Origin of the sequence: Thiobacillus sp., assembly GCF_030696885.1 — a bacterium.
Classification (GTDB): Bacteria; Pseudomonadota; Gammaproteobacteria; order Burkholderiales; family Thiobacillaceae; genus Thiobacillus.
Window position 1 is genome coordinate 51,634 of record NZ_JAUYRI010000005.1, and the last position, 22,482, is coordinate 74,115.

A 22,482-nucleotide genomic window follows, 5' to 3' on the forward strand; every position below is an offset into this window, starting at 1 on the left:
GTTCAGGCTTGGGCAGGGGGCGGCACGTTGACCACCAGCCAATAGAGGCCCATCTGGCGCACGGCTTCCATGAACTGCTCGAAATCGACCGGTTTGCGAATATAGCTGTTGGCGCCGAGCTGATAGCTGGAAAGCACGTCTCGCTCTTCGTTGGATGTGGTGAGCACCGCCACCGGCTGCAGCGCGGTGCGCGGGTCGGCTCGCATCTGCCGCAGCACCTCGAGCCCGTCGACGCGCGGCAGCTTGAGGTCGAGCAGCACGATCTGGGGCTGGATGCGCGTATCGCGGCCGGCATAGGTGCCGGTGCCGAAAAGGTAGTCGAGTGCCTCGACGCCGTCGCGCGCCACGACGACTTCGTTGTAGATGTTGTTCTTTTTCAGCGCTCGCAGCGTGAGCGCCTCGTCATCAGGATTGTCTTCAACCAGCAGGATGACCTTGTCGGACTGCATGGCGTAGCGCCTCCATTGTTGTTTTTGGCTGGGCGCGTTCAGTTTGAATGCCCTTCTTAACAGCATACGCAATATATCTGTAATCCCATATGCGCGACAAGCGAACTGGTACAAATAGTCCATTGCTTAATTGTTTTTTAAAGTAGCTATTTCGTACTAGACGAATATCCAGTAACCCGTGCGGCCCGTCTCCGGCATGCGCCATCGCCCGCGATGAACACGCGGACTGGCCAGCGCTAAACTGAGGTCCTCGCATCGGCGGGTGTGCAGCGCGCGCCCGGCAGAAAGGAGCACGCCATGACAGTCACAAGCCTGCATCTGTGGATCAACGGTCAGCGCACCCTGTCGCAGGGCAGCCGCATGGCCGACGTGTTCAACCCGGCCAGCGGCGAAGTGATCCGGCGTGTGCCGCTGGCAAGCCGGCGCGACATCGATGCTGCGGTGATGGCGGCGCGGGCCGCGTTCCCCGCCTGGCGCGAGACCACGCCCTTGCGCCGCGCGCGCATCCTCACCCGTTTTTGCGAACTGATGGAACAGCATCGCGACGAACTCGCGCGGCTGGCCTCGGAAGAACACGGCAAGACCGTGCTCGACGCCGTCGGCTCGGTACAGCGCGGCATCGAGGTGATCGAATTCGCCTGCGGCGTGCCGCATCTGCTGAAAGGCGAGCACGCCGAAGACGTCGGCCGCGGCGTCGACTGCCATTCGATGCTGCAGCCGGTGGGGGTGTGTGCCGGCATCACGCCGTTCAATTTCCCCGCCATGGTGCCGCTGTGGATGTTTCCGGTCGCCATCGCCTGCGGCAACACCTTCGTTCTCAAGCCCTCGGAAAAAGTGCCCTCGTGCAGCCTGCGCATGGCCGAGCTGTTCAAGGACGCAGGGCTGCCCGATGGCGTCTTTAATGTCGTGCCCGGCGACAAGGAGGCGGTCGAGGCGCTGCTCGAGCATCCCGACGTCGGCGCCATTTCCTTTGTCGGCTCCACCCCGGTGGCCAGGCACATCTACGAAACAGCGGCTCGCAACGGCAAGCGCGTGCAGGCGCTGGGCGGCGCCAAGAACCATGCCGTGGTGATGCCCGACGCCGACATGGCGTTCACCGCCGATGCGCTGGTCGGCGCGGCCTACGGCTCTGCCGGGGAACGCTGCATGGCGATTTCCACCGTGGTGGCAGTGGGCGAGGCGGGCGATCGCCTGCTGCCGCTGCTGCGCGAGCGGGCGGCGCAGATCCGGGTCGGGCGCGGCGACACCGCGGACGTCGGCATGGGCCCGGTGATTTCACAGGCGCATCGCGAGCGCATCGTTGACCTGATCGGCAGCGGCGTCGACCAGGGCGCCGAACTGGTGCTCGACGGACGCGGCATCGACGTCGCCGGCGGCGAGCGCGGCTTTTTTATCGGCCCCACCCTGTTCGACCGCGTGTCGCCGGACATGGACATCTACCGCGAAGAGATTTTTGGCCCGGTGCTGATCGTGTTGCGGGCGGACAGCTTCGATGCGGCGGTCCATCTGATCAACGCCAACCCCTACGGCAACGGCACCGCGATTTTCACCGGCTCCGGCCACTGGGCGCGCCGCTTCGAAAACGAGATCGAAGTCGGCATGGTCGGCGTCAACGTGCCGATCCCGGTGCCGATGGCCTTCTTCTCCTTTGGCGGCTGGAAAGCCTCGCTGTTCGGCGACCTTCACATGCACGGCATGGAAGGCGTGGTCTTCTACACGCGCACCAAGGTCGTCACCCGCCGCTGGCCGGCGCCGGCCGAGCGCACCGACAGCTCGCTGGCCATGCCCACCCTGGGCTGAAGTGCCTGCCCCGGGCGGCTGAAACGAGCCGCGCATCGGTTAAACTCGAATCCGCGCAAGCCTCTGCAGCATCCTCCGGTCGCGACCGCGCGGCCGGATCGAAACGATTCATGACAACGACACGAGCACACCCAAGGCATGACCTCAGCTGAAACCCGACCCTGTCCATTCTGCCAACTGGACCCGCACCGCATCGTCGCCGAAGAGGAACTGGCCGTCGCCTACCGCGATGGATTTCCCGTCTCGCTCGGCCACAGCGTCATCATTCCGCGCCGCCACTTCGCCACCCTGTTCGAAGCCACCGAGGCCGAGCATCTGGCGATGTTCCGCATGCTGGCGCAGGCCAAGGACATCCTCGACCGCCATCACCAGCCCGACGGCTACAACATTGGCATCAATCACGGCCAGGCCGGCGGGCAGAGCGTGCCCCACCTGCACATCCACCTGATCCCGCGCTATCGCGGCGACAAGGAAGACGCACGCGGCGGTGTGCGCTGGGTGCTGCCGGACAAGGCGAAGTATTGGGCGTGAACTGCACGCATTGAGAATTCCGGAATGAAAAATGCCCGCCGCTATGCGGGCATTTTTGTATTTCGCTCCCCGACCTGGGTCCGAACCAGGGCCTGCGAAACCAGCCCCAGGCGAGTGTCGACGACGCTGCCGATCTATCGGGTCCGGGCGGATTTCACGAACGCGAGCGAAGCCTGAAACAGTTCGAGATCCTTCTCGTACTCGGCCGCATCGGCGCGGTCGATCTGTACCCATTCCCGAGTGCTGGCCATACCGCCGGGCTGGAACGAGACGACATCGCCCCTTGAGAACTGCAGTTCGGTCGCGGTGGCGGCGGGCAGGCGCAGTCCGACGCCGCGACCGCTGATGCAGGCGAACATCTTGTCGCTGACGAAGTAGGCATCAAGGCCGCTGATTTTTCTTGCGCTCACGCCAGGGAGCTTGAGAAGCAGGGCGTCGATCAGCGCCTTGCGACTTGATTCGGGTGTATCAGTATCCAAGGGGGATCCGCCAGGGTGTCATTGAACAATGAGATGGATCATAAAGGCAAAGTCTGGCACGACTCATCTATTCATGTTTCCCGCGCACAAGTTTGATATTGATCTATTTATATGTCCGGTTCTCGACCATTCCATGATCTGGCGGCTTGATAGGCAAATTGACCAATCCTGAGCATGTTTATTTTCATGGTCTAACATGCATCTGTAGTCTGCAGCATTGAGTTCGACGATTTTTGCCATTAAGTACCGCTTTCCTGCGTGCCACGGTTCCTCGCCATTGATTTTCTTAGCTGTTTCGTAAACGAAGGACGCGTGTTCGTGTTTTAGAGACTCTTAGGAGACCTGAGCCCATGTTCGCTAGTAACCCCTTCGCCGAACTCGCCGCCGTCATACCCCCGACTGCCATGCAGGCATACGTCGTGCTGATGATCCTTCTGGTGGTGGCCGGGACGATACTCGACATGCTCCACAAGAAAAGCGCCCAGTACTTTTTCGAGAATGCCAGGAAGGCCAAAAAGAACGCGACGCGTACGCTCGGTGCGGGTGAAAAAGGCGCACTGGCCTTGAAGACCGTCGCCAATGAGGTGCTGACCTCGGGCGAATTCGCCAATCCGAAGCGCCGCATTTCGCACCTCTTCACCATGTACGGCTTCATCGTTTTTGTCGTCACCACGGCGATACTGATCTTTGCCTATCCGACCCTGGAAGATCCGGCACCGACTATCCTGCCGCTGCTTTGGCACCTGGGCGCGGCCATGCTGTGCCTGGGGGGTTACTGGTTCTGGTTCAGCATCCGGGTCGATGTCGCCTCCGAGGGCGTCAAGTGGTATCAGCTGAACGGACGCGGCGACCTTTTCATCATCGGCCTGCTTGGCATGGCCACCTTCGCGCTGCTCTGGTCTTTCACCCTGGGCGTCGACACGCTGAACATGCTGTTCTTCGTATTGTTCGTCGCCTTTAGCACGCTGCTTTTCGGCTCGGTGTACTGGTCCAAGTTCGCACACATGTTCTTCAAGCCTGCGGCCGCTTTCCAGAAGCGCATCATCAAGGCGGATGGTTCGAGAGAGAACATGCCCGCCATCTACGATTTGTCGGATCCTGACGTGCAGGCGAGGTTTCCGGATATCCCGACCTACATGGGCGCCAACCCGCCCAACATGGGACTGGGCATCAAGCGTGAACCGTCCAGCCATTTTTAATCGCCCCATCAATTAACAACCCCGGCAATCCAACAGAATCGAGAGGAACCCCATGCCTACCTTTGTGTACATGACGCGTTGCGATGGCTGCGGACACTGCGTTGACATCTGTCCGTCAGACATCATGCACATCGATAAAGTCACGCGGCGCGCCTACAACATCGAGCCGAACATGTGCTGGGAGTGCTACTCGTGCGTCAAGGCCTGCCCGCATGACGCGATCGATGTGCGCGGTTACGCCGACTTCGCCCCGCTGGGCCATTCGGTGCGCGTCCGCCGCGACGAGGAAAAAGGCGTCATTGCCTGGCGCATCAAGTTCCGCAACGGCGAAAAAGACATGGAGCTGCTGGCGCCGATCACGACCAAACCCTGGGGCAAACACATTCCGCAACTCTCCGATGTGCCCGCGCCCAGCCAGGCGATGCGCGATAGCCAGTTGCTGTTTAACGAGCCCAAATACATTCGCCTGGACGAAGGCGAATTGCATACGCTGGAATCGAACGGTCTCGTGATGAAAGAGGGGGTGTACTACTAATGGCTTACAACACTATTGTCGAAAACAACATCGACATCCTCGTCGTCGGCGCGGGCCTGGGCGGCACGGGTGCTGCGTGGGAAGCGCGCTACTGGGGGCAGGACAAGAAGATCGTCATCGCCGAAAAGGCCAACATGGACCGTTCGGGTGCGGTGGCGCAGGGCCTCTACGCGATCAACTGTTACATGGGCACGCGTTGGGGCGAGAACCAGCCTGAAGACCACGTCCGTTACGCGCGGATGGACCTGATGGGGATGGTGCGCGAAGACCTGCTTTTCGATATGGCGCGTCACGTCGACTCCGCCGTTCACCAGTTCGAAGAGTGGGGTCTGCCGATCATGCGCAACCCCAAGACCGGCACCTATCAGCGCGAAGGGCGTTGGCAGATCATGATTCACGGCGAATCCTACAAGCCGATCGTCGCCGAGGCCGCCAAGAAATCCGCCGACAAGGTCTTCAACCGGATCTGCGTCACCCATTTGCTGATGGATGACGCCAAGGAGAACCGCGTGGCCGGCGCGGTCGGCTTTAACGTCCGTACCGGTGATTACCATGTCTTCAAGTCGAAGACGGTGATTGTCGGCGCGGGCGGCGCTTCCAACATCTTCAAGCCGCGCTCAGTGGGTGAAGGCGCGGGTCGCGTCTGGTATGCGCCGTGGTCGTCGGGCTCGGCCTATGGCCTGATGATCCAGGCCGGCGCGAAAATGACCCAGATGGAAAACCGTATCGTACTGGCGCGATTCAAGGACGGTTACGGTCCGGTGGGCGCCTACTTTCTGCACCTGAAGACCTACACGCAGAACTGCAATGGCGAAGAGTACGAGTCGAAGTGGTTCCCCGCGCTGACTGAAATGGTCGGCAAGGAATACCTGGATACCGAAGGTCAGCATCTGTCCCACAAACCGATTCCGACCTGTCTGCGCAACCACGCCTTCATCTCCGAAGTGAACGCCGGTCGCGGTCCGATCCACATGGTGACGATGGAGGCCTTCCAGGATCCGCACCTTGAGGAGATCGGCTGGCATAACTTCCTCGGCATGACCGTGGGTCAGGCCGTGCTGTGGGCGGCGACGGATGTCAATCCGAAGTATGAAAACCCTGAACTGACCACCTCCGAGCCGTATGTGATGGGCTCGCACGCGACCGGTTGCGGCGCCTGGTGTTCGGGTCCGGAGGACCTTTCCCCGCCGGAGTACTACTGGGGCTACAACCGCATGACCACGGTCGAAGGTCTGTTCGGCGCCGGCGATGCCGTCGGCGGTACGCCGCACGCGTTCTCGTCGGGCTCGTTTACCGAAGGGCGTCTGGCGGCCAAGGCGGCGTGCAAGTACATCGACGACGGCAAGGCCGAGGGCATCCGGGTATCCGATGAGCAGATCCAGCGTCGCGGCGAAGAAATCTTCAAGCCGATGGAGCACTACCGGGTCAACCGAAACGAAATCACCGCGGGCAGCGTCAACCCGCACTACATCAACCCCAGACAGGGTCTGGACCGGCTGCAAAAGTTGATGGACGAGTACTGCGCAGGGGCGACGGTCAACTACATGACCAACGACAAACTGCTGCAAATCGGCCTGAAAAAACTCAAGATCATGGAAGAAGACCTTGAAAAAATCGCCGCCGAGGACATCCATGAACTGCTGCGCGCCTGGGAACTGAAGCATCGCCACCTCACCTCCGAGGCGGTCATGCAACACACCCTGTTCCGCAAGGAAACCCGCTGGCCGGGCTACTACTACCGGGGGGATGCGATGAAGCTCGACGATGCAAACTGGCACGTTCTCACCGTATCGCGTCGCGATCCCGAGACCGGCGAATACACCATGGAAAAGGCCCCGTGCTACCACCTGGTCGGCAAGGACGAATAAGCCGAAGCCCCGGCGGTGCGCCTGCTGGCCGCTGCTGGCCTCCCTAAAGACCCGCACGTTTATTGCGCAGTTATTTTTTAGCGAACCATCAGGAATGACTCATGAGCAGTTCTGTTGTCGAAGCCACACCCAAGACCTCCATCAACATCATCGATCACACAGACGAGGCGATTCTGGAGCTCGCCCACCCCATGTGGAACGACCTGATCAAATACTCCAACCAGGGGCAATACGGCAAATTCATCCGCAAGTTCTCCTACGACCTGCTGCTCGGCCTCAATGAAATCGAAGTCGGCAAACAGTTCGCCAACAGCGAACTGACCCGAAGCCTGCACAAAGAATGGGATTACCTTGGCATCATCCGTAGAGGGCAGCATGTCACGGTGCTATACCGGGTCCGAAGCACGAAGCGGGAAGGGGAATGGCTCGGCCGGCTGGTCCTGGGCTATGAACAAGGCGAGGTGCGCATCTTTGCCGCCTCCATTTTCTGAAACCTCGGGATACCCATGAAAGCCATCATCGAAGCCAACAAATATGTCGAACTGACCTACAAGGTCATCGACCAGAAAACACGCCAGGTGCTGACGCAGGTCGAGTTTCCGCTGGGCTATGTTCATGGCGTCAACGAGATCTTGTCACCCCGGGTCATGGACGCGCTGGAAGGCAAATCCGAGGGCGATATCATCGAAGTGCACATCGACTGCAACGACATCTATGGCCCCCGCGATGAAGCACTGGTGATTATCGAAGCCATCGCGAACGTCCCCGAGGCCTACCGTGAAGTCGGCACCGCCATCCTGATGGAAAACGACAATGGTCAAACCAGGAGTTTTCTGGTGACCCGAGTGGACAAAAAAACGGTGACGATTGACGGCAATAACCCGCTGTGCGGCCGGGAAGTGATTTTCAAGCTTGAGATCCTGATGGTGCGTGATGCCACAGACGCGGAAATCCAGTACGGCGGCAAGGTGGAAGCGGCCCCTGACCTAAACAACTGTCGCGCCGTTCCCGTTTGAATGATTTGCAAACTGCCGGATACGGTGTTTCCAAGCCCAATTTTCCAATGAGACGAGGTAAACCATGAGCGAACCCACCAAAATCAAGCGTCCAGTCCCGGAAGGTAAATCACGCTTTGTGACCACCCGGCAAAAAGCGCCGACCGAGAAGGGTTACGTCGGCTACGACACCATCTGGGAACCGTTCCATAAAGTGGTCAAATACACCACGCCCAAGAAGCCGTAAATCCGGCGGCCACGCGGATCTGACCGGTCGCGCGGAGATCCGCAATGACGTAGAAACGGCCCGCAACCGCGCAGGCCGTTACAAGATAACGTCAACATCAGGCAGTTGGCTCCCGAGCCAAAAGCAGACATGAAAAAGGCCCGCATCACTGCGGGCCTTTGTATTTTGGCTCCCCGAACTGAGCTCGAGCCCGGGACCTGCGGATTACAGCTGCTTGGTACCCATGCCTCGAAGCATTTCGATATACAGCGATTCCACACGCTCCCGTGCCCACGGGGTACGACGAAGAAATTTGAGGCTCGACGCAATACTCGGGTCATGGGTGAAACAGCGGATTTCGATTTTCCGCCCCAACGCATCCCAGCCATAGAACGTAACCAGTTCGTTCAATACCTGTGCAAGCGTGACACCGTGTAGCGGATTGTTGGGCTGGATCTCTTGCATGGTTGCAAACCTTGTCAGACAACGCCTGGCATATCGATGCGATAACAGCTTGATGGGGTGGCTGACGCGTTGATCGATTCCCAGCTGTGCAGTGCGTATGCTGATTGCATAACCCACCGGGCAAGCGTGGGCTGTACGGATCCAGACGCTATCAGGCTTCGGCCCGCAGGGTCAGCGTGCGCATCCTGTCCAGCTTCTCGACTACAGCCTGATAGAGATCGCCGTCGGAATCGGGATTGCGGTCAGGGTGGTGGGCGCTGCGGATCTTTTTCAGCGCAGTCGCATCATCGGGCAGGTCATGCACCTTGGTCACCCGGTCGCCGTTCTTGGCCATCTCGCGCTGAAGCTCGGCTTCTGCGCTTTCGCGGGTGTCGTGCAACCGCTTGCTGCCAAGACGCCAACCATCCTGGTTCTTGCGCGGGGATTGATGTTTCTCGCCATCAAACCAGATCCATTTTCCAGTTTCAGGATTCAATTCAAAACGCACGGTGGTGATGTCGTAGGTGTAGACGGGCGGCTTGAGGTCCCTGGCGAACATCTTGAACGTGCCGACAGTATTCACGGAAGCAAGGTAATACGCGCCCGCCTCATGGGGGCAGAACACGCTGCTGGGCGTGGGTATAGGCGTAGGCTCAGGCTGGCTGGCGTTACCTGAAGACTTCTCTTTGGCCTGCCTGGCGAGCCAGGCAGCTCGGCGTTGTGCGTTGGTCACGGGGGGTGCTCTTAAAATTGGTTGAAACCCACTGGGATCACCCCTCGCTGAAGGGATCACCCGCTGGACTCCTGGACCGAATATGCTTCGATGGCTGCCGCGTTGCTAGTCGGATGAGACGCTTTTTCCAGCCTTGCGACCGGGTGCGACGGGCGGCACATAACCCGAAATACGGCACTGAAACCCCTCAACACGCTTGTTGCCGTTGAAGTGGGTGACGCTGCACTGGGATATTTCCTTGCGTGCCATCAAGTCAGCAAGTACTTTGCGTACCTGAGGCAGTGCGATGCCGGTTGCCGAGGCGATTTCCAGGTCGAGAAGCTGGCCATGTTTTTTCAAGTGGTTTAGAACCTGGTCTGTCTGCATGTCGATTCCTTTGACGTGTGGATGAGCGAGAGACGCTAACCGGGCCCCCTGGAGCGGCCTGCACAGACCCGGAGAACGCAAAAAGACCACCCCTGAGGTGGCCTAAGTGCATGAATTCGTGGCTCCCCGACCTGGGCTCGAACCAGGGACCTGCGGATTAACAGTCCGTCGCTCTACCGACTGAGCTATCGGGGAATAGGGAAGCGCGCATTCTAGAGATGACGGGCGTTCCGGTCAAGTCTCAACCGTCACTTTCCACCTGCAATTCGGGCACATGGCTGAAGGCGATGCGCATGGGCGCGGCGCCGCGGCCATGGTGGGCGCCGCCAAAATACAGGGTATTGGGGCCGTAGCGCTGGTTGATCCGGTCGAGCACGCTGTTGAGGGGCGCGTGCTGGTCCTCGGGGTCGAACAGGTCGCGGGTGACCTGGTTGTGCTCGACCAGGTGGGTGAGGACGACGCCGACCTTGAGGAGGGGACCGGGATCGGGCGGGCGGCGCTGCCACAGTTCGGCCAGCACGGGGTTGAGCCGGAGCGTGTCGGCGTGCGGCGAGAAGCGGGCCTGGTCGACCCAGTGGGCGTGGCCGGCGGCGGTTTTGAGATAGCTTAGGTGCAGGCCGAGGCCGCCAGCGCAATAGCCGTAGTGGCGCAGACGCATGGCGGCTTTGTGCAGCAGGCGGTGGAGCACGGCGAGTGCGGAATCGGGCGTGCGCAGTTCGGGCGCGAGCACATGCGAATGGCCGATGCTGGCGCGCTGGGTGGGCAGCGAGGCGAGTACGTCGCCGCGCAGTTTGGCGTAATAGCGCTCGCCCTCGACGCCGCCCCAGGCGTGGCGCAGGGTTTCGCGGCTGGCGGTGCAGAGCTGCTCGACGCTGTGGATGCCGAGCTGGTTGAGGCGCTGTTCCATCGCGCGGCCGATGCCGTTCAGGGCGCCGAGTTTCAGGCCGTACAGCCGCTGCGGCAGTTCGTCCTGGCGGATGACGACGAGGCCGTCGGGCTTTTGCATGTTGGACGCGGTCTTGGCGAGGAAGCGGTTGGGCGCGATGCCGACCGAACTGTGCAGCACTTCACCGACCTGGGTGTAGATCGCCTGCTTGATCTCATTGCCGAGTTTGACGGCATGGGCTTCCTGGCGGTCGCTGCCCATCAGTTCGCAGGCCATTTCGTCGATCGACAGCACTTCGCCGACCGGGGTGCACGACTCGACCGCGGCAATGATGCGATGGTGGATCTCGACATAGGCGGCCGGCCGTGCCTGCACGAAGACGATGTCCTTGCACAGCTTTCTGGCCTGCCACACCGGCGTGCCGGTTTTGATGCCAAAGCGCTTGGCGTCGATGCTGGCGGCGATGCAGCAGGTGGTGTCGGCCATCACCGGCAGCACGCCGACCGGGCGGCCGCGCAGCTCGGGTCGCAACTGCTGCTCGGCCGAGGCGAAAAAGGAATTGAGGTCGACGTAAAGCGAATGCAGGGACATGGGGTGCTCCGGGGGAACACTCAATCCTCGCCCGGCTTTTTTCCGGGACGACGACAGATGTTAAATATACTGTATATGCATACAGTATATCCGATCCTCAGCCCGGGTTCGCCAGGTTCATCCGCTCCAGCCGCTGGCACAGGATGTCGATGATGCGGCGCGACAGCGGGGCCGAGTGGCGCATCAGTTCTTCCATGATCTGCGGCGGCAGCGCCAGCACGGTGATCTCGGTTTCGGCCACCACTGAGGCGGTGCGTTTCTCGCTCAAGAGATAGGCCATTTCGCCGAACAGCTGGCCTTCGCTGAGGGCACCCAGATGGCGCCGTCCGCTGTCGGTGTTCTTGTAGACCACGGCGGTGCCGGCATAGAGGAAATAGGCGGTGCGCGAGTCGTCGCCTTCCTCGATCAGGATATGGCCGGGGGGATGAACCTGGCCGTATTTTTCCAGCAGGCGGTGGGCGTCGCCGAAGACGAAGCCTTCGAGCTTGCTGGCGCCTTCGCCGCTGCCGCCGAGAAACAGCTTTTCCAGCGCGGTGATGTCGGCCTTGCCATAGGCATACAACGCCTGCGCCCACAGATACAGCAGCAGGAAGGCGAAAAAGGCGCCGATCAGCACGAACACCACGCCGCCGACCGCGCCGTACAGGCTGTTGTAGTTTTCCAGCTTGAAGAAGGCGCCGAACAGCACCAGCAGCAGCGCCAGGTTCACGGTGGCCAGCAGCGCGAACACGGCGGCGACGCGCGCGCGCGGATGCTGGCGCGGCAGCCGCCAGTAGGCGGCGAACAGCAGCATCCACACCATGGCAAAGCCGAACAGCGCGTTGAGCGCCTGGAGCACCAGCGCATTGCCGGTGCCGATGAAGTCGTTCTGCGCCAGAAAGTTCAGCGCCACCTGGGCCACGGCGGCTAGCCCCATCAGCAGGAACAGCACCGGCAGGATGATCAGCGGCAGCACCCACGACAGCACCATGTTGTGTTTGCCCTGGCTGGGGAACAGGACGCGGAAGGCGCCTTCGACCGAATGCACCAGCCCGCGCGACGACACGATCAGGGTGACGAGGCCGACGCCACCGGCGGCAAGCTGGGTCTGACGCGGGATGAAGCCGAGCGTGGTCAGGCTGTCGAGTTGCAGCTGGCTGTAGAGCGCGGCCATCAGGATGCTGGCGGGCACCGAGTTTTCGGCGAGCTGCCCCAGCAGTTGCAGCGCGTAGCTCAGCAGCAGCAGCAGCGGCGTGGCCGACAGCAGGAAATAGAACGAAGTCGCCGCGGCGTGGTTCTGCAGACTGTTCTGCTTGAACAGGCGCGCAGTGGTATAGCCCAGCTGCAGCAGCCAGGACAGCGTGCCGCGCGGAGGGGGCAGGGTGGGAGTGCGCATGGTCGCTAGCCTACCTGCGCGGCGGGCACGAGGCTAGGCCAGTGCCTGGGCGATGCGTTTGAGCGCCTTTTCCAGATTGGCTTGCGAGGTGGCGAACGACAGCCGGATGTAGCCTTCGGCGCCGAAGGCCGAGCCGGGGACGACGGCGACGTCGGCGGATTCCAGCAGGTATTCGGAAAACGCGATGTCGGTCGGCGCTTCGATGATGTCGCGCGCCAACAGGTTCATGATCGCGGGACGCACGTCGGGAAAGGCGTAGAAGGCGCCGCCGCTGTCGACGCACTTGAAGCCGGGGATGGCGTTGAGCGCATCGACGACGTAGCGGTGGCGAGCCTTGAAGGCGTCGAGCATCGGGGTGATGCAGCCCTGGTCGCCGTTCAGCGCGGCTTCGGCGGCCACCTGCGAGATCGAGGTGGGGTTGGAGGTCGACTGCGACTGCACGTTGGTCATGGCGCGCATGATGGCTTCGGGGCCGGCGGCGTAGCCGATGCGCCAGCCGGTCATCGAATAGGCTTTCGACACGCCGTTCAGCACCAGGGTGCGGTTGTAGAGGTCGGGGCAGGCGTTGAGGATGTTGACGAACGGCACGTCGTCCAGGCGGATGTGCTCGTACATGTCGTCGCTGGCGATCAGCACGTGCGGGTGCTTCTTCAGCACTTCGCCCAGCGCGGCCAGCTCGTCGCGGGTGTAGACCGCGCCGGTGGGGTTGGACGGGCTGTTGATGACGAACAGCCGGGTCTTCGGGGTGATCGCCGCGTCCAGCTGCGCCGGGGTGATCTTGAAGCCCTGCTCGATGCCGGCCTCGACGATCACCGGCTTGCCGTCGGCAAGGATGACGATGTCGGGATACGAGACCCAGTACGGCGCCGGGATGATGACCTCGTCGCCGGCATTGATGACGGCCTGGACCAGGTTGAAGAAGCTCTGCTTGCCACCGCACGACACCAGGATCTGCTTGGGCGTGTAGTCGAAGCCATTGTCGCGCTTGAACTTGGCGATGACCGCCGCCTTCAGGCCGGGGGTGCCGTCGACCGCGGTGTATTTGGTGAAACCCGCGTTGATCGCCCCGATCGCCGCGTCCTTGATGTGCTGCGGGGTGTCGAAGTCGGGTTCGCCGGCGCCGAGGCCGATGATGTCGCGGCCGGTCGCCTTGAGCGCAGCGGCGCGGGCGGTGACGGCCAGGGTGGGCGAGGGCTTGATGGCCTGTACGCGGCGGGAGAGTTCCACAGTGGTTCCTTCAGAGCATCCGCCAAGGCGGAAGTGCTACTATCGTCAAGTTTGAGCCGCGCGATTTTACCTGTGTTCGTCACCTTCCCCAATAGCCCCTTCCGTCTGTTTCAGCCGTTTCCGCCGGCCGGCGACCAGCCGGCTGCGATCGCCCATCTGGTCGAGGGCATCGGGGACGGCCTCGCCTACCAGACGCTGCTGGGGGTGACCGGTTCGGGCAAGACCTTCACCATGGCCAACGTGATCGCGCAGACCGGCCGCCCGGCGCTGATCATGGCGCCCAACAAGACACTGGCGGCGCAGCTGTATTCCGAGATGCGCGAGTTCTTCCCGGAAAACGCGGTCGAGTATTTCGTCTCCTATTACGACTACTACCAGCCCGAAGCCTACGTGCCGGCGCGTGACCTGTTCATCGAGAAAGACTCCAGCATCAACGAGCACATCGAGCAGATGCGGCTGTCGGCGACCAAATCGCTGCTGGAACGGCGCGACACCATCATCGTCTGCACCGTGTCGGCGATCTACGGTATCGGCGACCCGTCCGACTACCACAGCATGATCCTGCTGTTGCGCGAGAACGAGAAAATGACGCAGCGCGACGTCATCACGCGGCTGACACAGATGCAGTACGACCGCAACGACGTCGAGTTCAAGCGGGGCGTGTTCCGCGTGCGCGGCGATGTCATCGACATTTTCCCGGCGGAACACGCCGAAACCGCGATCCGCGTCGAGCTGTTCGACGACGTGCTGGAGACGCTGCACCTGTTCGACCCGCTGACCGGGCAGATCTTGCAGAAGGTGGCGCGCTTTACCGTGTTCCCGTCGAGCCATTACGTGACGCCGCGCGAGACGACCTTAAAAGCGATTGAGAAAATCAAGGTCGAGCTGCGCGATCGGCTGGAGTGGTATTACGCCAACGGCAAGCTGGTCGAGGCGCAGCGGCTGGAGCAGCGCACCCGTTTCGATCTGGAAATGATGCACGAACTGGGCTTCTGCAAGGGCATCGAGAACTATTCCCGCCATCTGTCCGGGCGCCAGCCTGGCGAGCCGCCGCCGACGCTGATCGACTACCTGGCGAAGGACGCGCTGATGTTCATCGACGAATCGCACGTCACCGTGACCCAGGTCGGCGGCATGTACAAGGGCGACCGCTCGCGCAAGGAAAACCTGGTCGATTACGGTTTCCGCCTGCCGTCGGCGCTCGACAACCGGCCGCTTAAGTTCGAGGAATTCGAGGGGTTGATGCCGCAGACCGTGTTCGTCTCCGCGACGCCTGCGAAATACGAGGCCGAGCACGCCGGCCAGGTGGTCGAGCAGGTGGTGCGTCCGACCGGCCTGGTCGATCCGCTGATCGAGGTGCGCCCGGTCGGGACGCAGGTCGACGACCTGATGAGCGAAGCGAAGAAACGCACCGCCGTCGGCGAACGTGTGCTGGTCACCACGCTGACCAAGCGCATGGCGGAAGACCTGACCGACTACCTCGCCGAGCACGGCATCAAGGTGCGCTACCTGCATTCGGATATCGACACCGTCGAGCGCGTCGAAATCATCCGCGACCTGCGGCTGGGCGAGTTCGACGTGCTGGTCGGCATCAACCTGCTGCGCGAGGGCCTCGACATTCCGGAGGTGTCGCTGGTGGCGATTCTGGACGCGGACAAGGAAGGCTTCCTGCGCTCTGAACGCTCGCTGATCCAGACCATCGGTCGCGCCGCGCGCCACCTGCACGGCACCGCGATCCTCTATGCCGACCGCATCACCGATTCGATGCGCCGCGCGATGGACGAAACCGAGCGCCGCCGCAACAAGCAGATCGCCTTCAACACCGAACATGGCATCGTCCCGCGGGGCGTGGTCAAGCGCATCAAGGACATCATCGACGGCGTCTACGATGCCGACGCCACGCGCCAGGAGCTCAAGGCGGCGCAGACGGTGGCCGAATACAAGGTATTGGACGAAAAGACGCTGACCAAACGAGTCAAGAAGCTGGAAAAAGAGATGCTGGACGCGGCGAAAAACCTGGAATTCGAAAAAGCTGCGGAACTTCGCGACCAGTTGAAGCAACTCAAGCAGGTGTTATTTGGCGTGGAAGAACATGACTAAGGTTTTGATGGTGTGCATGGGAAACATTTGCCGTTCGCCGATGGCGGAAGGCATGCTGCGCAAGGCGCTGCAGGGCGCGGGGCTCGACCGGCACGTGGAGGTGGATTCCGCCGGCACCCATGCCTATCACATTGGCTCGTCGCCCGATCCGCGTGCGCAGCAGGCGATCCGCCAGCGCGGTGTGGACATCAGCCAGTTGCGCGGACGCAAGGTGGAGGACGCCGATTTCGAGCGCTTCGACTACATCCTGGTGATGGACGGCGATAACTATGACCGGCTGATCGATCGTGCGCCGGCGCACCACCACGCCAAGATACGCCGCCTGCTGTCGTTCAGCCGCAAGTACCCCAACCTCGACGTGGTCGACCCGTATTACGGGGGCGCCCATGGCTTTGAGGAAAACCTCGACATGATCGAGGACGCGGTGCAGGGACTGGTCCGCGAGATCAGCGGGGAGAGCAGGGTGAAAATGCGCCCGGGCGCCTGACGGCTTTTTCGGGCCAAAAAAACGGGGCCGCTGTCAGCGGCCCCGTTTTTTTGTGTGGGTGCGGCTTTATTTCGCCTGCGTTTCCACCTGTACCAGCGGCTCCTGCACCGGCACCGCCTGCGGCCGCGAACGTCTGCGGGTGGGGTGGGGTGCAGACGACTCGGTCGTTTCCACGACCGGGGCGACCGGCTCGGTGGTTTCCACCTGCATCAGACTGACCGGCTCGGCCTCGGCCTTGACCGTGGGGCGACGACGGCGACGCGGACGGCTCGGCTCGCTGCCGGCAGCTGCTTCGGCGGCGGCCTGGGTTTCCACCTGTTGCAGATCGGCCTTGCTGGTCGCCAGATCAGCCAGGATGGCAGCGGGCGACGCCGTGACGGCGCCCGGCAGCGGTGCGGCCGCCGGCGTGTCCAGTTGCAATGCCTGCTGCGCGGATGCCGCAGCCGGTGCCCGAGTGGGGCGTGGCGCGCGCGCGATTTCGATGATCGCGCGGTAGCCGGCAAGCTCGATGACGGCGTGCGGCGCACCCGATCCATTCGCGCCGGTCTCCGGACGGCCTTCACCGCGACCGCGGCGGCCGCGTCCACGACGGCTGCGCGGCTCACGTTTCTCTTCGCCTGCAGCGTCGTCACGCGGCGTGTCGGAGACGAGGGCCTCGTGCGGCGCGGCTTCGGGGCGCGGCTGCTTGGGTTGGCGCGGCGGACGCGGCTGCTTGGGCTGCTCGCCACCGCGTGTCTCGCGCGGTTCACGGGGCTCGCGCGCTTCCCGCGGCTCACGCGGTTCGGCCGTGCGTGCGCCGGGCTGGCGCGCTTCGCCGTTGCGACCTTCACCACGGCCTTCACTGCGGCCGCGGCGCTGGCCGGGCTTGCGGTCACGTCCACCCGAGCGTTCGCCCGCCGGACGTTCGCTACGCGTGAGCGCGGCCACCGGTGCGGGGGCGGGCGCGGCTGCCGGCGCATCGTCGCTGCGCTTTTTCAGCCAGCCGAAAATGCGGTCGAACAGGCCACCCTGTGCAGCGGGTGCAGCCGGTGCGGTCGGCACGACGGCGGCCACGGTCGGCATCGGCTGCTGCAGCGGCGCGATCGATTTGACCGCGGCCACCTGGCGTGCGGGCGCGGATTCCTGCGCCGTCTGGTAGACGGATTCGGTTTCCGGCACCAGCGCCATCTTGTAGCTGGGCTCGGCGGCGCCGCTCAGGTTGAGCTCGTCGTGGCGCAGCCGGGTGATGGTGTAGTGCGGGGTTTCCATGTGGACGTTGGGGATCAACACCACATTCACCTTGAGGCGCGATTCCAGCGTGTGGATGTCGACGCGCTTCTCGTTGAGCAGGAAGGTGGCGACATCGACCGGCAGCTGCACGTGCAGGGCGCCGGTGTTTTCCTTCATCGCCTCTTCCTGCAGGATGCGCAGGATGTGCAGCGCGGAGGATTCAGTGCCGCGGATGTGGCCGGTGCCGTGGCAGCGCGGGCAGGGGTTGTAGCTGGTTTCGCCGAGCGAGGGCTGCAGCCGCTGGCGCGACATTTCCAGCAGGCCGAAGCGCGAGATCTTGCCGGTCTGCACGCGGGCGCGGTCGTAGTGCAGGGCATCGCGCAGGCGGTTCTCGACTTCGCGCTGATGCTTGGGGTTTTCCATGTCGATGAAGTCGATCACGATCAGGCCGCCAAGGTCACGCAGGCGCATCTGGCGGGCGATTTCATCGGCCGCTTCGAGGTTGGTGTTGTAGGCGGTCTGCTCGACGTCGCTGCCCTTGGTGGCGCGCGCCGAGTTGACGTCGACCGAGACCAGCGCCTCGGTGTGGTCGATCACGATCGCACCGCCGGCCGGCAGGTTGACCTGACGCGAATACGCCGACTCGATCTGGTGTTCGATCTGGAAGCGCGAGAACAGCGGCACGTCGTCGTGGTAGAGCTTCACCTTGTTGACGTTGCCCGGCATCACGTTTTCCATGAATGCGCGCGCCTGTTCATAGACGTCTTCGGTGTCGATCAGAATTTCGCCGATGTCGGCCGAGAAGTGGTCGCGAATCGCCCGGGTAATCAGGTTGGATTCGAGGTAGATCAGTTCAGGCGCCCGGATCGTCTTGGCCGCGCCGTCGATCGCTTCCCAGATGCGCAGCAGATAGCTGAGGTCCCACTGGAATTCCTCGGCGGTGCGGCCGATGCCGGCGGTGCGGGCGATCAGGCTCATGCCTTCGGGGATGTCGAGCTGCGCCAGGGTGTCGCGCAGTTCGTTGCGTTCCTCGCCCTCAATGCGGCGCGAAACGCCGCCGCCGCGCGGGTTGGTTGGCATCAGCACGACATAGCGGCCGGCCAGCGAGATGTAGGTGGTGAGGGCAGCGCCCTTGTTGCCGCGTTCGTCCTTTTCCACCTGGACCAGCAGTTCCTGGCCTTCTTTCAGGTTTTCGGGGACGCGGCCGCCGTTGGGCAGGCAGGTGCGGGAAATTTCCTTGAATGGCAAAAAGCCGTGGCGTTCGCAGCCGTAATCGACGAATGCGGCTTCCAGGCTGGGCTCGACGCGGGTGATGACACCCTTGTAGACGTTGCCCTTGCGTTGTTCCTTGCTGGCGGACTCGATGTCAAGGTCGACGAGTTTTTGCCCGTCGACGATGGCAACCCGGAGTTCTTCCGCCTGGGTTGCGTTGAATAGCATGCGCTTCATTGTTTACTCCCGCGCGCGTGCATACGGGACAGGGCAGACTGCCGCTCGCCTAGAGCGGGCGGCTCATGCGATCACGGTTAGTTGAGGTGAAACGGCATGGAGATTGGGTGTCCTGTTCCTGGAGAGTGTCACCGGCAATGCCGGGGCGGTCTTTCCGGTTCCCGCTGCAGGCTGGGCCTGGGCGTGAACGTTTATTTCGTATGCTTGTGGTCGCGTCATTGATAACATCGCTGCTTTGCCGACTGGCGGGGCGTGTGGTTTCGACTGTTCGTGTCAGCCTGATGTGGGCTGGGCGGCAGGAATCCAGACGGGCCGGGCAGGCGGCGGCCGGTGAGCGTTGTAACCGGCGTGATCTCAAAATTTCCGGCATGAATGCCGGGCAAATTGGTCAGGCAAAACTCAGCCCGAACCGGCGGTAGTGTATATGAAAAAGAATGACTTAGAGAAAGATTCGGTCCGGCGCGTGAAGATCGACGACAGCGCTGACGGCCAGCGTCTGGACAACTTTCTGATGGCACGGCTGAAAGGCGTGCCCAAAAGCCGCATTTATAAGCTGGTGCGGGGCGGTGAGGTGCGCATCAATGGCGGTCGTGTCGAGGTCAGCTACCGCCTGCAGCTGGGCGACGAGGTGCGCATTCCGCCAGTGCGCACCGCGGTCCCGGTCATCACCCCCGCCACCCATTTGCCGCAGGGCGGCATCCGCCTGCTGCCGCACATTCTCTATCGCGACGACGCCCTGATTGCGCTGAACAAGCCGTCCGGCATGGCGGTGCATGGCGGCAGCGGGATTTCGCGCGGGGTGATCGAGCAGATGCGGCTGGAACTGCCGGAATGCCGCTACATGGAGCTGGTGCACCGCCTCGACCGCGAAACCTCGGGGGTGCTGCTGATTGCGCTGAAGCGCCGCGCGCTGACCGGGTTGCATACGGCGATGCGCGACGGCAAGATCGAGAAGCGCTACCTGACGCTGGTGGCCGGGCGCTGGCCGAACCCGGTGCAGCACGTGAAGCTGCCTTTGCACAAGCGCGTGACCGATGACGGCGAAAAGCGCGTCACCGTGCGCGACGAGGGGCAGACCGCGCACACCATCTTCCGCCGTCTGCAACAATTCGCGGACTTCACCCTGCTGGAGGCGGAACTGAAGACTGGGCGTACCCATCAGATTCGCGTCCACACCTCGCACCTCGGCTTTCCGATCGCGGGAGACGACAAATACGGCGATTTCGAACTCAACAAGCGGCTGATGAAGCAGGGGCTGAAGCGCATGTTCCTGCATGCTGCGCAGCTCAGCTTCGAACACCCGATTTCGGGCGAGCGGCTGCTGATCGAAGCGCCGCTGCCCGCGGAACTGGCTTCATTTCTGGATACTTTAAACAATGCGCCATGATTATTAAACCCAGGCAGTTTGACTTACTGATTTTCGACTGGGACGGTACCCTGATGGATTCCGCCGGGGTGATCGTCGATTCGATCCAGCGCGCCTGCGAGGACATTGGCCTGCCCGCGCCGAGCGACCGCGCCTCGCGCCAGATCATCGGCCTCGGCCTGATCCAGGCGCTGCAGACCCTGCTGCCGGACCTGCCGGCCGATGACTATCCGCGGCTGGTCGAGCGCTACCGCCACCACTACCTCGGGCGCGACGCGCAGATCCCGCTGTTTGCCGGGGTGGACAGCGGCATTCGCGAACTGCACGCCAGCGGCTTCACACTCGCGGTGGCCACCGGCAAAAGCCGACTCGGCCTGTCCCGCGCGCTCGAGAGCAGCGGGCTGGAGTCGTGGTTTGCCGCCACCCGCTGCGCCGACCAGACGCATTCCAAGCCGCATCCGGCGATGGTGCTGGAGCTGATCGCCGAACTCGACGCCGACCCGGCGCGCACGCTGGTGATCGGCGACACCAGCCACGACCTGCTGATGGCGTCGAGTGCCGGCGTCGCCAGCCTTGGGGTGACCTATGGCGCGCACGAGGCGGGCGATCTGCATCCGCACGCGCCGCTGGCGCTGATGGACAGTTTCGACGAGGTATATGCGTGGCTTGCCGCGAACGCCTGATCTGCGCCGCCGCCGATCTGGCTGAACTGGGCCGCGGTGTGCGCTTTGAGGTGGTGCGCGCGGGCCAGCCGCAGCCGGCCTTCGTGGTCCGCTTCGGCGGCCAGCCGCGCGCCTTCCTCAACCAATGCGGCCACGTGCCGGTGGAACTCGACTGGCAGGAAGGCGAGTTCTTCGACGACTCGCGGCTATACTTGATCTGCTCCACTCACGGCGCGCTCTACCATCCCGCGAGCGGGCACTGCGTGGGCGGACGCTGCGCCGGGCGTGGCCTGATTTCCCTGTCGGTCGTCGAACGTGACGGCCATGTTTATCTGATGGAAGAACAATGAGCGAGCAACAAGACCCCAATTGGGAGCGCAGCGTGCTGGAAAAACTGGCCCTGTCCGCGATCCAGGAACAACGCCGTAGCCGCCACTGGAGCATCCTGTTCAAGACGCTCGGTTTTCTGTACCTCTTCATCGTGCTGTTTCTGGCGGCCGGCTGGTTCCAGGGCGACGGCGTCAGCATTCCCCAGGAACACACCGCGCTGATCGACCTGCAGGGCGTGATCTCGTCCGACGCAACCAGTTCCGATTCGATCATCTCCAGCCTGCAGGGCGCCTTTGACGACAAGAACACCCGCGGCGTGATCCTGCGCATCAACAGCCCCGGCGGCAGTCCGGTGCAGGCCGGGCAGATCTACGACGAGATCAAGCGCCTGCGCGCCAAGCATCCGAAAACGCCGCTGTATGCCGTGATCGACGACATCTGTGCCTCCGGCGGCTATTACGTCGCCGCCGGCGCCGACAGGATTTACGTCGACAAGGCCAGCATCGTCGGCTCGATCGGCGTGCTGATGGATGGCTTCGGCTTCACCCAGACCATGGAGAAACTCGGCGTCGAGCGCCGCCTGCTCACCGCCGGTGAAAACAAGGGCTTCCTCGACCCCTTCTCCCCGGTCGATCCCGAGCAGCAGGTGTTCGCCAAGCAGATGCTGGAAGAAATCCACGGCCAGTTCATCGCCGTGGTGCGCGAAGGCCGCGGCAAGCGCCTGAAAGAAACCCCCGAAACCTTCAGCGGCCTGGTGTGGAGCGGCGAAACCAGCATCGAGCTGGGGCTCGCCGACGCACTCGGTTCGGTGGAGTCGGTCGCGCGCGACGTCATTAAGGCGGAGCACATTGTTGACTACACCGAGCGTCCCGGCTTCGCCGAGCGCCTCGCCGGCCGTTTTGGCGCCAGCATGGCGAAGGCGTGGTCGCCGTTCGGACAGGCGGGCGTCAACCTGCGTTGAGCGACGCGCCGTATCAGCCCATCCCCTGCGCCCAGCATGAGCGGCTGGAGTTTGCCGCGCTGACGCAGCAATGGCTGGACGTGCGTGTGGGCGGCGAGGCGCAACGCCTGCTGCCGCTGGATGTGTATACGCGGGATGGCGCCGAGTGGCTGAAGGCGCAGACGCCCTCCGGCGAGCAATGGATTCTGCGGCTCGACAGCCTGCAGTTCTGAGC

The 22,482-nt window shown here is 62.7% G+C and carries 24 protein-coding genes and 1 tRNA gene; 15 read left to right on the plus strand and 10 right to left on the minus strand.

The window, feature by feature from the left end; genetic code table 11:
- Nucleotides 1–2: 2 nt before the first annotated feature.
- Nucleotides 3–449, minus strand: a complete 447-nt coding sequence (locus tag Q8R61_RS01280) for a response regulator (RefSeq protein ID WP_305533500.1) — start codon at nt 447–449, stop codon at nt 3–5.
- Nucleotides 450–746: 297 nt separating this feature from the next.
- Between Q8R61_RS01280 and Q8R61_RS01285 the strand changes: the two genes are divergently transcribed.
- Together Q8R61_RS01285 and Q8R61_RS01290 are read left to right on the plus strand one after the other, a co-directional pair.
- The gene (locus Q8R61_RS01285) at nt 747–2,249 is read left to right on the plus strand and encodes a CoA-acylating methylmalonate-semialdehyde dehydrogenase (RefSeq protein ID WP_305533501.1); all 1,503 of its coding nucleotides are present in this window, start codon (nt 747–749) and stop codon (nt 2,247–2,249) included.
- Nucleotides 2,250–2,387: 138 nt separating this feature from the next.
- Nucleotides 2,388–2,780 (plus strand): HIT family protein, encoded by a 393-nt coding sequence (locus Q8R61_RS01290; RefSeq protein WP_305533502.1) that lies wholly within the window; start codon nt 2,388–2,390, stop codon nt 2,778–2,780.
- 134 nt (nt 2,781–2,914) lie between these two features.
- On the opposite strand, the gene Q8R61_RS01295 is transcribed toward Q8R61_RS01290, so the two are convergent.
- Complete coding sequence (locus Q8R61_RS01295) at nt 2,915–3,259, minus strand: hypothetical protein (RefSeq protein ID WP_305533503.1); 345 nt, start codon at nt 3,257–3,259, stop codon at nt 2,915–2,917.
- A gap of 350 nt (nt 3,260–3,609) precedes the next feature.
- On the opposite strand from Q8R61_RS01295, the gene Q8R61_RS01300 reads away from it, so the two are divergent.
- The 6 genes from Q8R61_RS01300 (at nt 3,610) to Q8R61_RS01325 (ending at nt 8,103) form a co-directional block, all read left to right on the plus strand.
- Complete coding sequence (locus Q8R61_RS01300) at nt 3,610–4,458, plus strand: adenylyl-sulfate reductase (protein WP_305533504.1); 849 nt, start codon at nt 3,610–3,612, stop codon at nt 4,456–4,458.
- A gap of 52 nt (nt 4,459–4,510) precedes the next feature.
- Entirely contained in the window at nt 4,511–4,993 is a 483-nt protein-coding gene (gene aprB, locus Q8R61_RS01305) for an adenylyl-sulfate reductase subunit beta (protein ID WP_305533505.1), read from the plus strand.
- Nucleotides 4,993–6,861, plus strand: a complete 1,869-nt coding sequence (gene aprA, locus Q8R61_RS01310) for an adenylyl-sulfate reductase subunit alpha (protein ID WP_305533506.1) — start codon at nt 4,993–4,995, stop codon at nt 6,859–6,861. The genes aprB and aprA overlap by 1 nt, the downstream gene beginning before the upstream one ends.
- Before the next feature lie 101 nt (nt 6,862–6,962).
- Nucleotides 6,963–7,352: a hypothetical protein gene (locus Q8R61_RS01315; RefSeq protein WP_305533507.1), complete on the plus strand. Its 390-nt coding sequence runs from the start codon at nt 6,963–6,965 to the stop codon at nt 7,350–7,352.
- Between the two features lie 15 nt (nt 7,353–7,367).
- Nucleotides 7,368–7,877 (plus strand): peptidylprolyl isomerase, encoded by a 510-nt coding sequence (locus Q8R61_RS01320; protein ID WP_305533508.1) that lies wholly within the window; start codon nt 7,368–7,370, stop codon nt 7,875–7,877.
- A 64-nt stretch (nt 7,878–7,941) separates the two neighbouring features.
- A complete protein-coding gene (locus Q8R61_RS01325; RefSeq protein WP_305533509.1) occupies nt 7,942–8,103 on the plus strand; it encodes a hypothetical protein in 162 nt (53 codons plus the stop codon).
- Between the two features lie 204 nt (nt 8,104–8,307).
- On the opposite strand, the gene Q8R61_RS01330 is transcribed toward Q8R61_RS01325, so the two are convergent.
- From Q8R61_RS01330 to Q8R61_RS01360, 7 genes are all read right to left on the minus strand, one after another.
- Nucleotides 8,308–8,547, minus strand: coding sequence for a VF530 family protein (locus Q8R61_RS01330; protein WP_305533510.1), 240 nt, complete (start codon nt 8,545–8,547; stop codon nt 8,308–8,310).
- A gap of 151 nt (nt 8,548–8,698) precedes the next feature.
- A complete protein-coding gene (locus tag Q8R61_RS01335; RefSeq protein ID WP_305533511.1) occupies nt 8,699–9,259 on the minus strand; it encodes a hypothetical protein in 561 nt (186 codons plus the stop codon).
- 105 nt (nt 9,260–9,364) lie between these two features.
- A complete protein-coding gene (locus Q8R61_RS01340; protein WP_305533512.1) occupies nt 9,365–9,625 on the minus strand; it encodes an ArsR family transcriptional regulator in 261 nt (86 codons plus the stop codon).
- Nucleotides 9,626–9,744: 119 nt separating this feature from the next.
- Nucleotides 9,745–9,820: transfer RNA gene (locus Q8R61_RS01345), tRNA-Asn, on the minus strand.
- 46 nt (nt 9,821–9,866) lie between these two features.
- Nucleotides 9,867–11,102 carry a DNA polymerase gene (locus Q8R61_RS01350; RefSeq protein WP_305533513.1) on the minus strand — a complete coding sequence of 412 codons (1,236 nt, stop codon included), beginning with the start codon at nt 11,100–11,102 and terminating at the stop codon, nt 9,867–9,869.
- A gap of 97 nt (nt 11,103–11,199) precedes the next feature.
- On the minus strand, nt 11,200–12,477 hold the full coding sequence (locus Q8R61_RS01355) for a YhjD/YihY/BrkB family envelope integrity protein (RefSeq protein ID WP_305533514.1): 1,278 nt from the start codon (nt 12,475–12,477) through the stop codon (nt 11,200–11,202).
- A 33-nt stretch (nt 12,478–12,510) separates the two neighbouring features.
- A complete protein-coding gene (locus Q8R61_RS01360; protein ID WP_305533515.1) occupies nt 12,511–13,704 on the minus strand; it encodes a pyridoxal phosphate-dependent aminotransferase in 1,194 nt (397 codons plus the stop codon).
- A gap of 72 nt (nt 13,705–13,776) precedes the next feature.
- Between Q8R61_RS01360 and uvrB the strand changes: the two genes are divergently transcribed.
- Together uvrB and Q8R61_RS01370 are read left to right on the plus strand one after the other, a co-directional pair.
- A complete protein-coding gene (gene uvrB / locus Q8R61_RS01365; RefSeq protein ID WP_305533516.1) occupies nt 13,777–15,804 on the plus strand; it encodes an excinuclease ABC subunit UvrB in 2,028 nt (675 codons plus the stop codon).
- A gap of 7 nt (nt 15,805–15,811) precedes the next feature.
- Nucleotides 15,812–16,291: a low molecular weight protein-tyrosine-phosphatase gene (locus Q8R61_RS01370; protein ID WP_305533888.1), complete on the plus strand. Its 480-nt coding sequence runs from the start codon at nt 15,812–15,814 to the stop codon at nt 16,289–16,291.
- Between the two features lie 66 nt (nt 16,292–16,357).
- On the opposite strand, the gene Q8R61_RS01375 is transcribed toward Q8R61_RS01370, so the two are convergent.
- Complete coding sequence (locus Q8R61_RS01375) at nt 16,358–18,949, minus strand: Rne/Rng family ribonuclease (protein ID WP_305533517.1); 2,592 nt, start codon at nt 18,947–18,949, stop codon at nt 16,358–16,360.
- Nucleotides 18,950–19,373: 424 nt separating this feature from the next.
- On the opposite strand from Q8R61_RS01375, the gene Q8R61_RS01380 reads away from it, so the two are divergent.
- From Q8R61_RS01380 to Q8R61_RS01400, 5 genes are read left to right on the plus strand one after another with little or no spacing between them, the layout of a single operon-like run.
- Nucleotides 19,374–20,336, plus strand: a complete 963-nt coding sequence (locus tag Q8R61_RS01380; RefSeq protein WP_305533518.1) for an RluA family pseudouridine synthase — start codon at nt 19,374–19,376, stop codon at nt 20,334–20,336.
- Complete coding sequence (locus Q8R61_RS01385; protein WP_305533519.1) at nt 20,333–20,998, plus strand: HAD-IA family hydrolase; 666 nt, start codon at nt 20,333–20,335, stop codon at nt 20,996–20,998. Before Q8R61_RS01380 ends, Q8R61_RS01385 begins: the two co-directional genes overlap by 4 nt.
- Complete coding sequence (locus Q8R61_RS01390; RefSeq protein ID WP_305533520.1) at nt 20,977–21,327, plus strand: Rieske 2Fe-2S domain-containing protein; 351 nt, start codon at nt 20,977–20,979, stop codon at nt 21,325–21,327. The genes Q8R61_RS01385 and Q8R61_RS01390 overlap by 22 nt, the downstream gene beginning before the upstream one ends.
- Nucleotides 21,324–22,268 carry a S49 family peptidase gene (locus tag Q8R61_RS01395; protein ID WP_305533521.1) on the plus strand — a complete coding sequence of 315 codons (945 nt, stop codon included), beginning with the start codon at nt 21,324–21,326 and terminating at the stop codon, nt 22,266–22,268. Before Q8R61_RS01390 ends, Q8R61_RS01395 begins: the two co-directional genes overlap by 4 nt.
- Complete coding sequence (locus Q8R61_RS01400; protein WP_305533522.1) at nt 22,265–22,480, plus strand: transcriptional antiterminator, Rof; 216 nt, start codon at nt 22,265–22,267, stop codon at nt 22,478–22,480. Before Q8R61_RS01395 ends, Q8R61_RS01400 begins: the two co-directional genes overlap by 4 nt.
- Nucleotides 22,481–22,482: the final 2 nt, after the last annotated feature.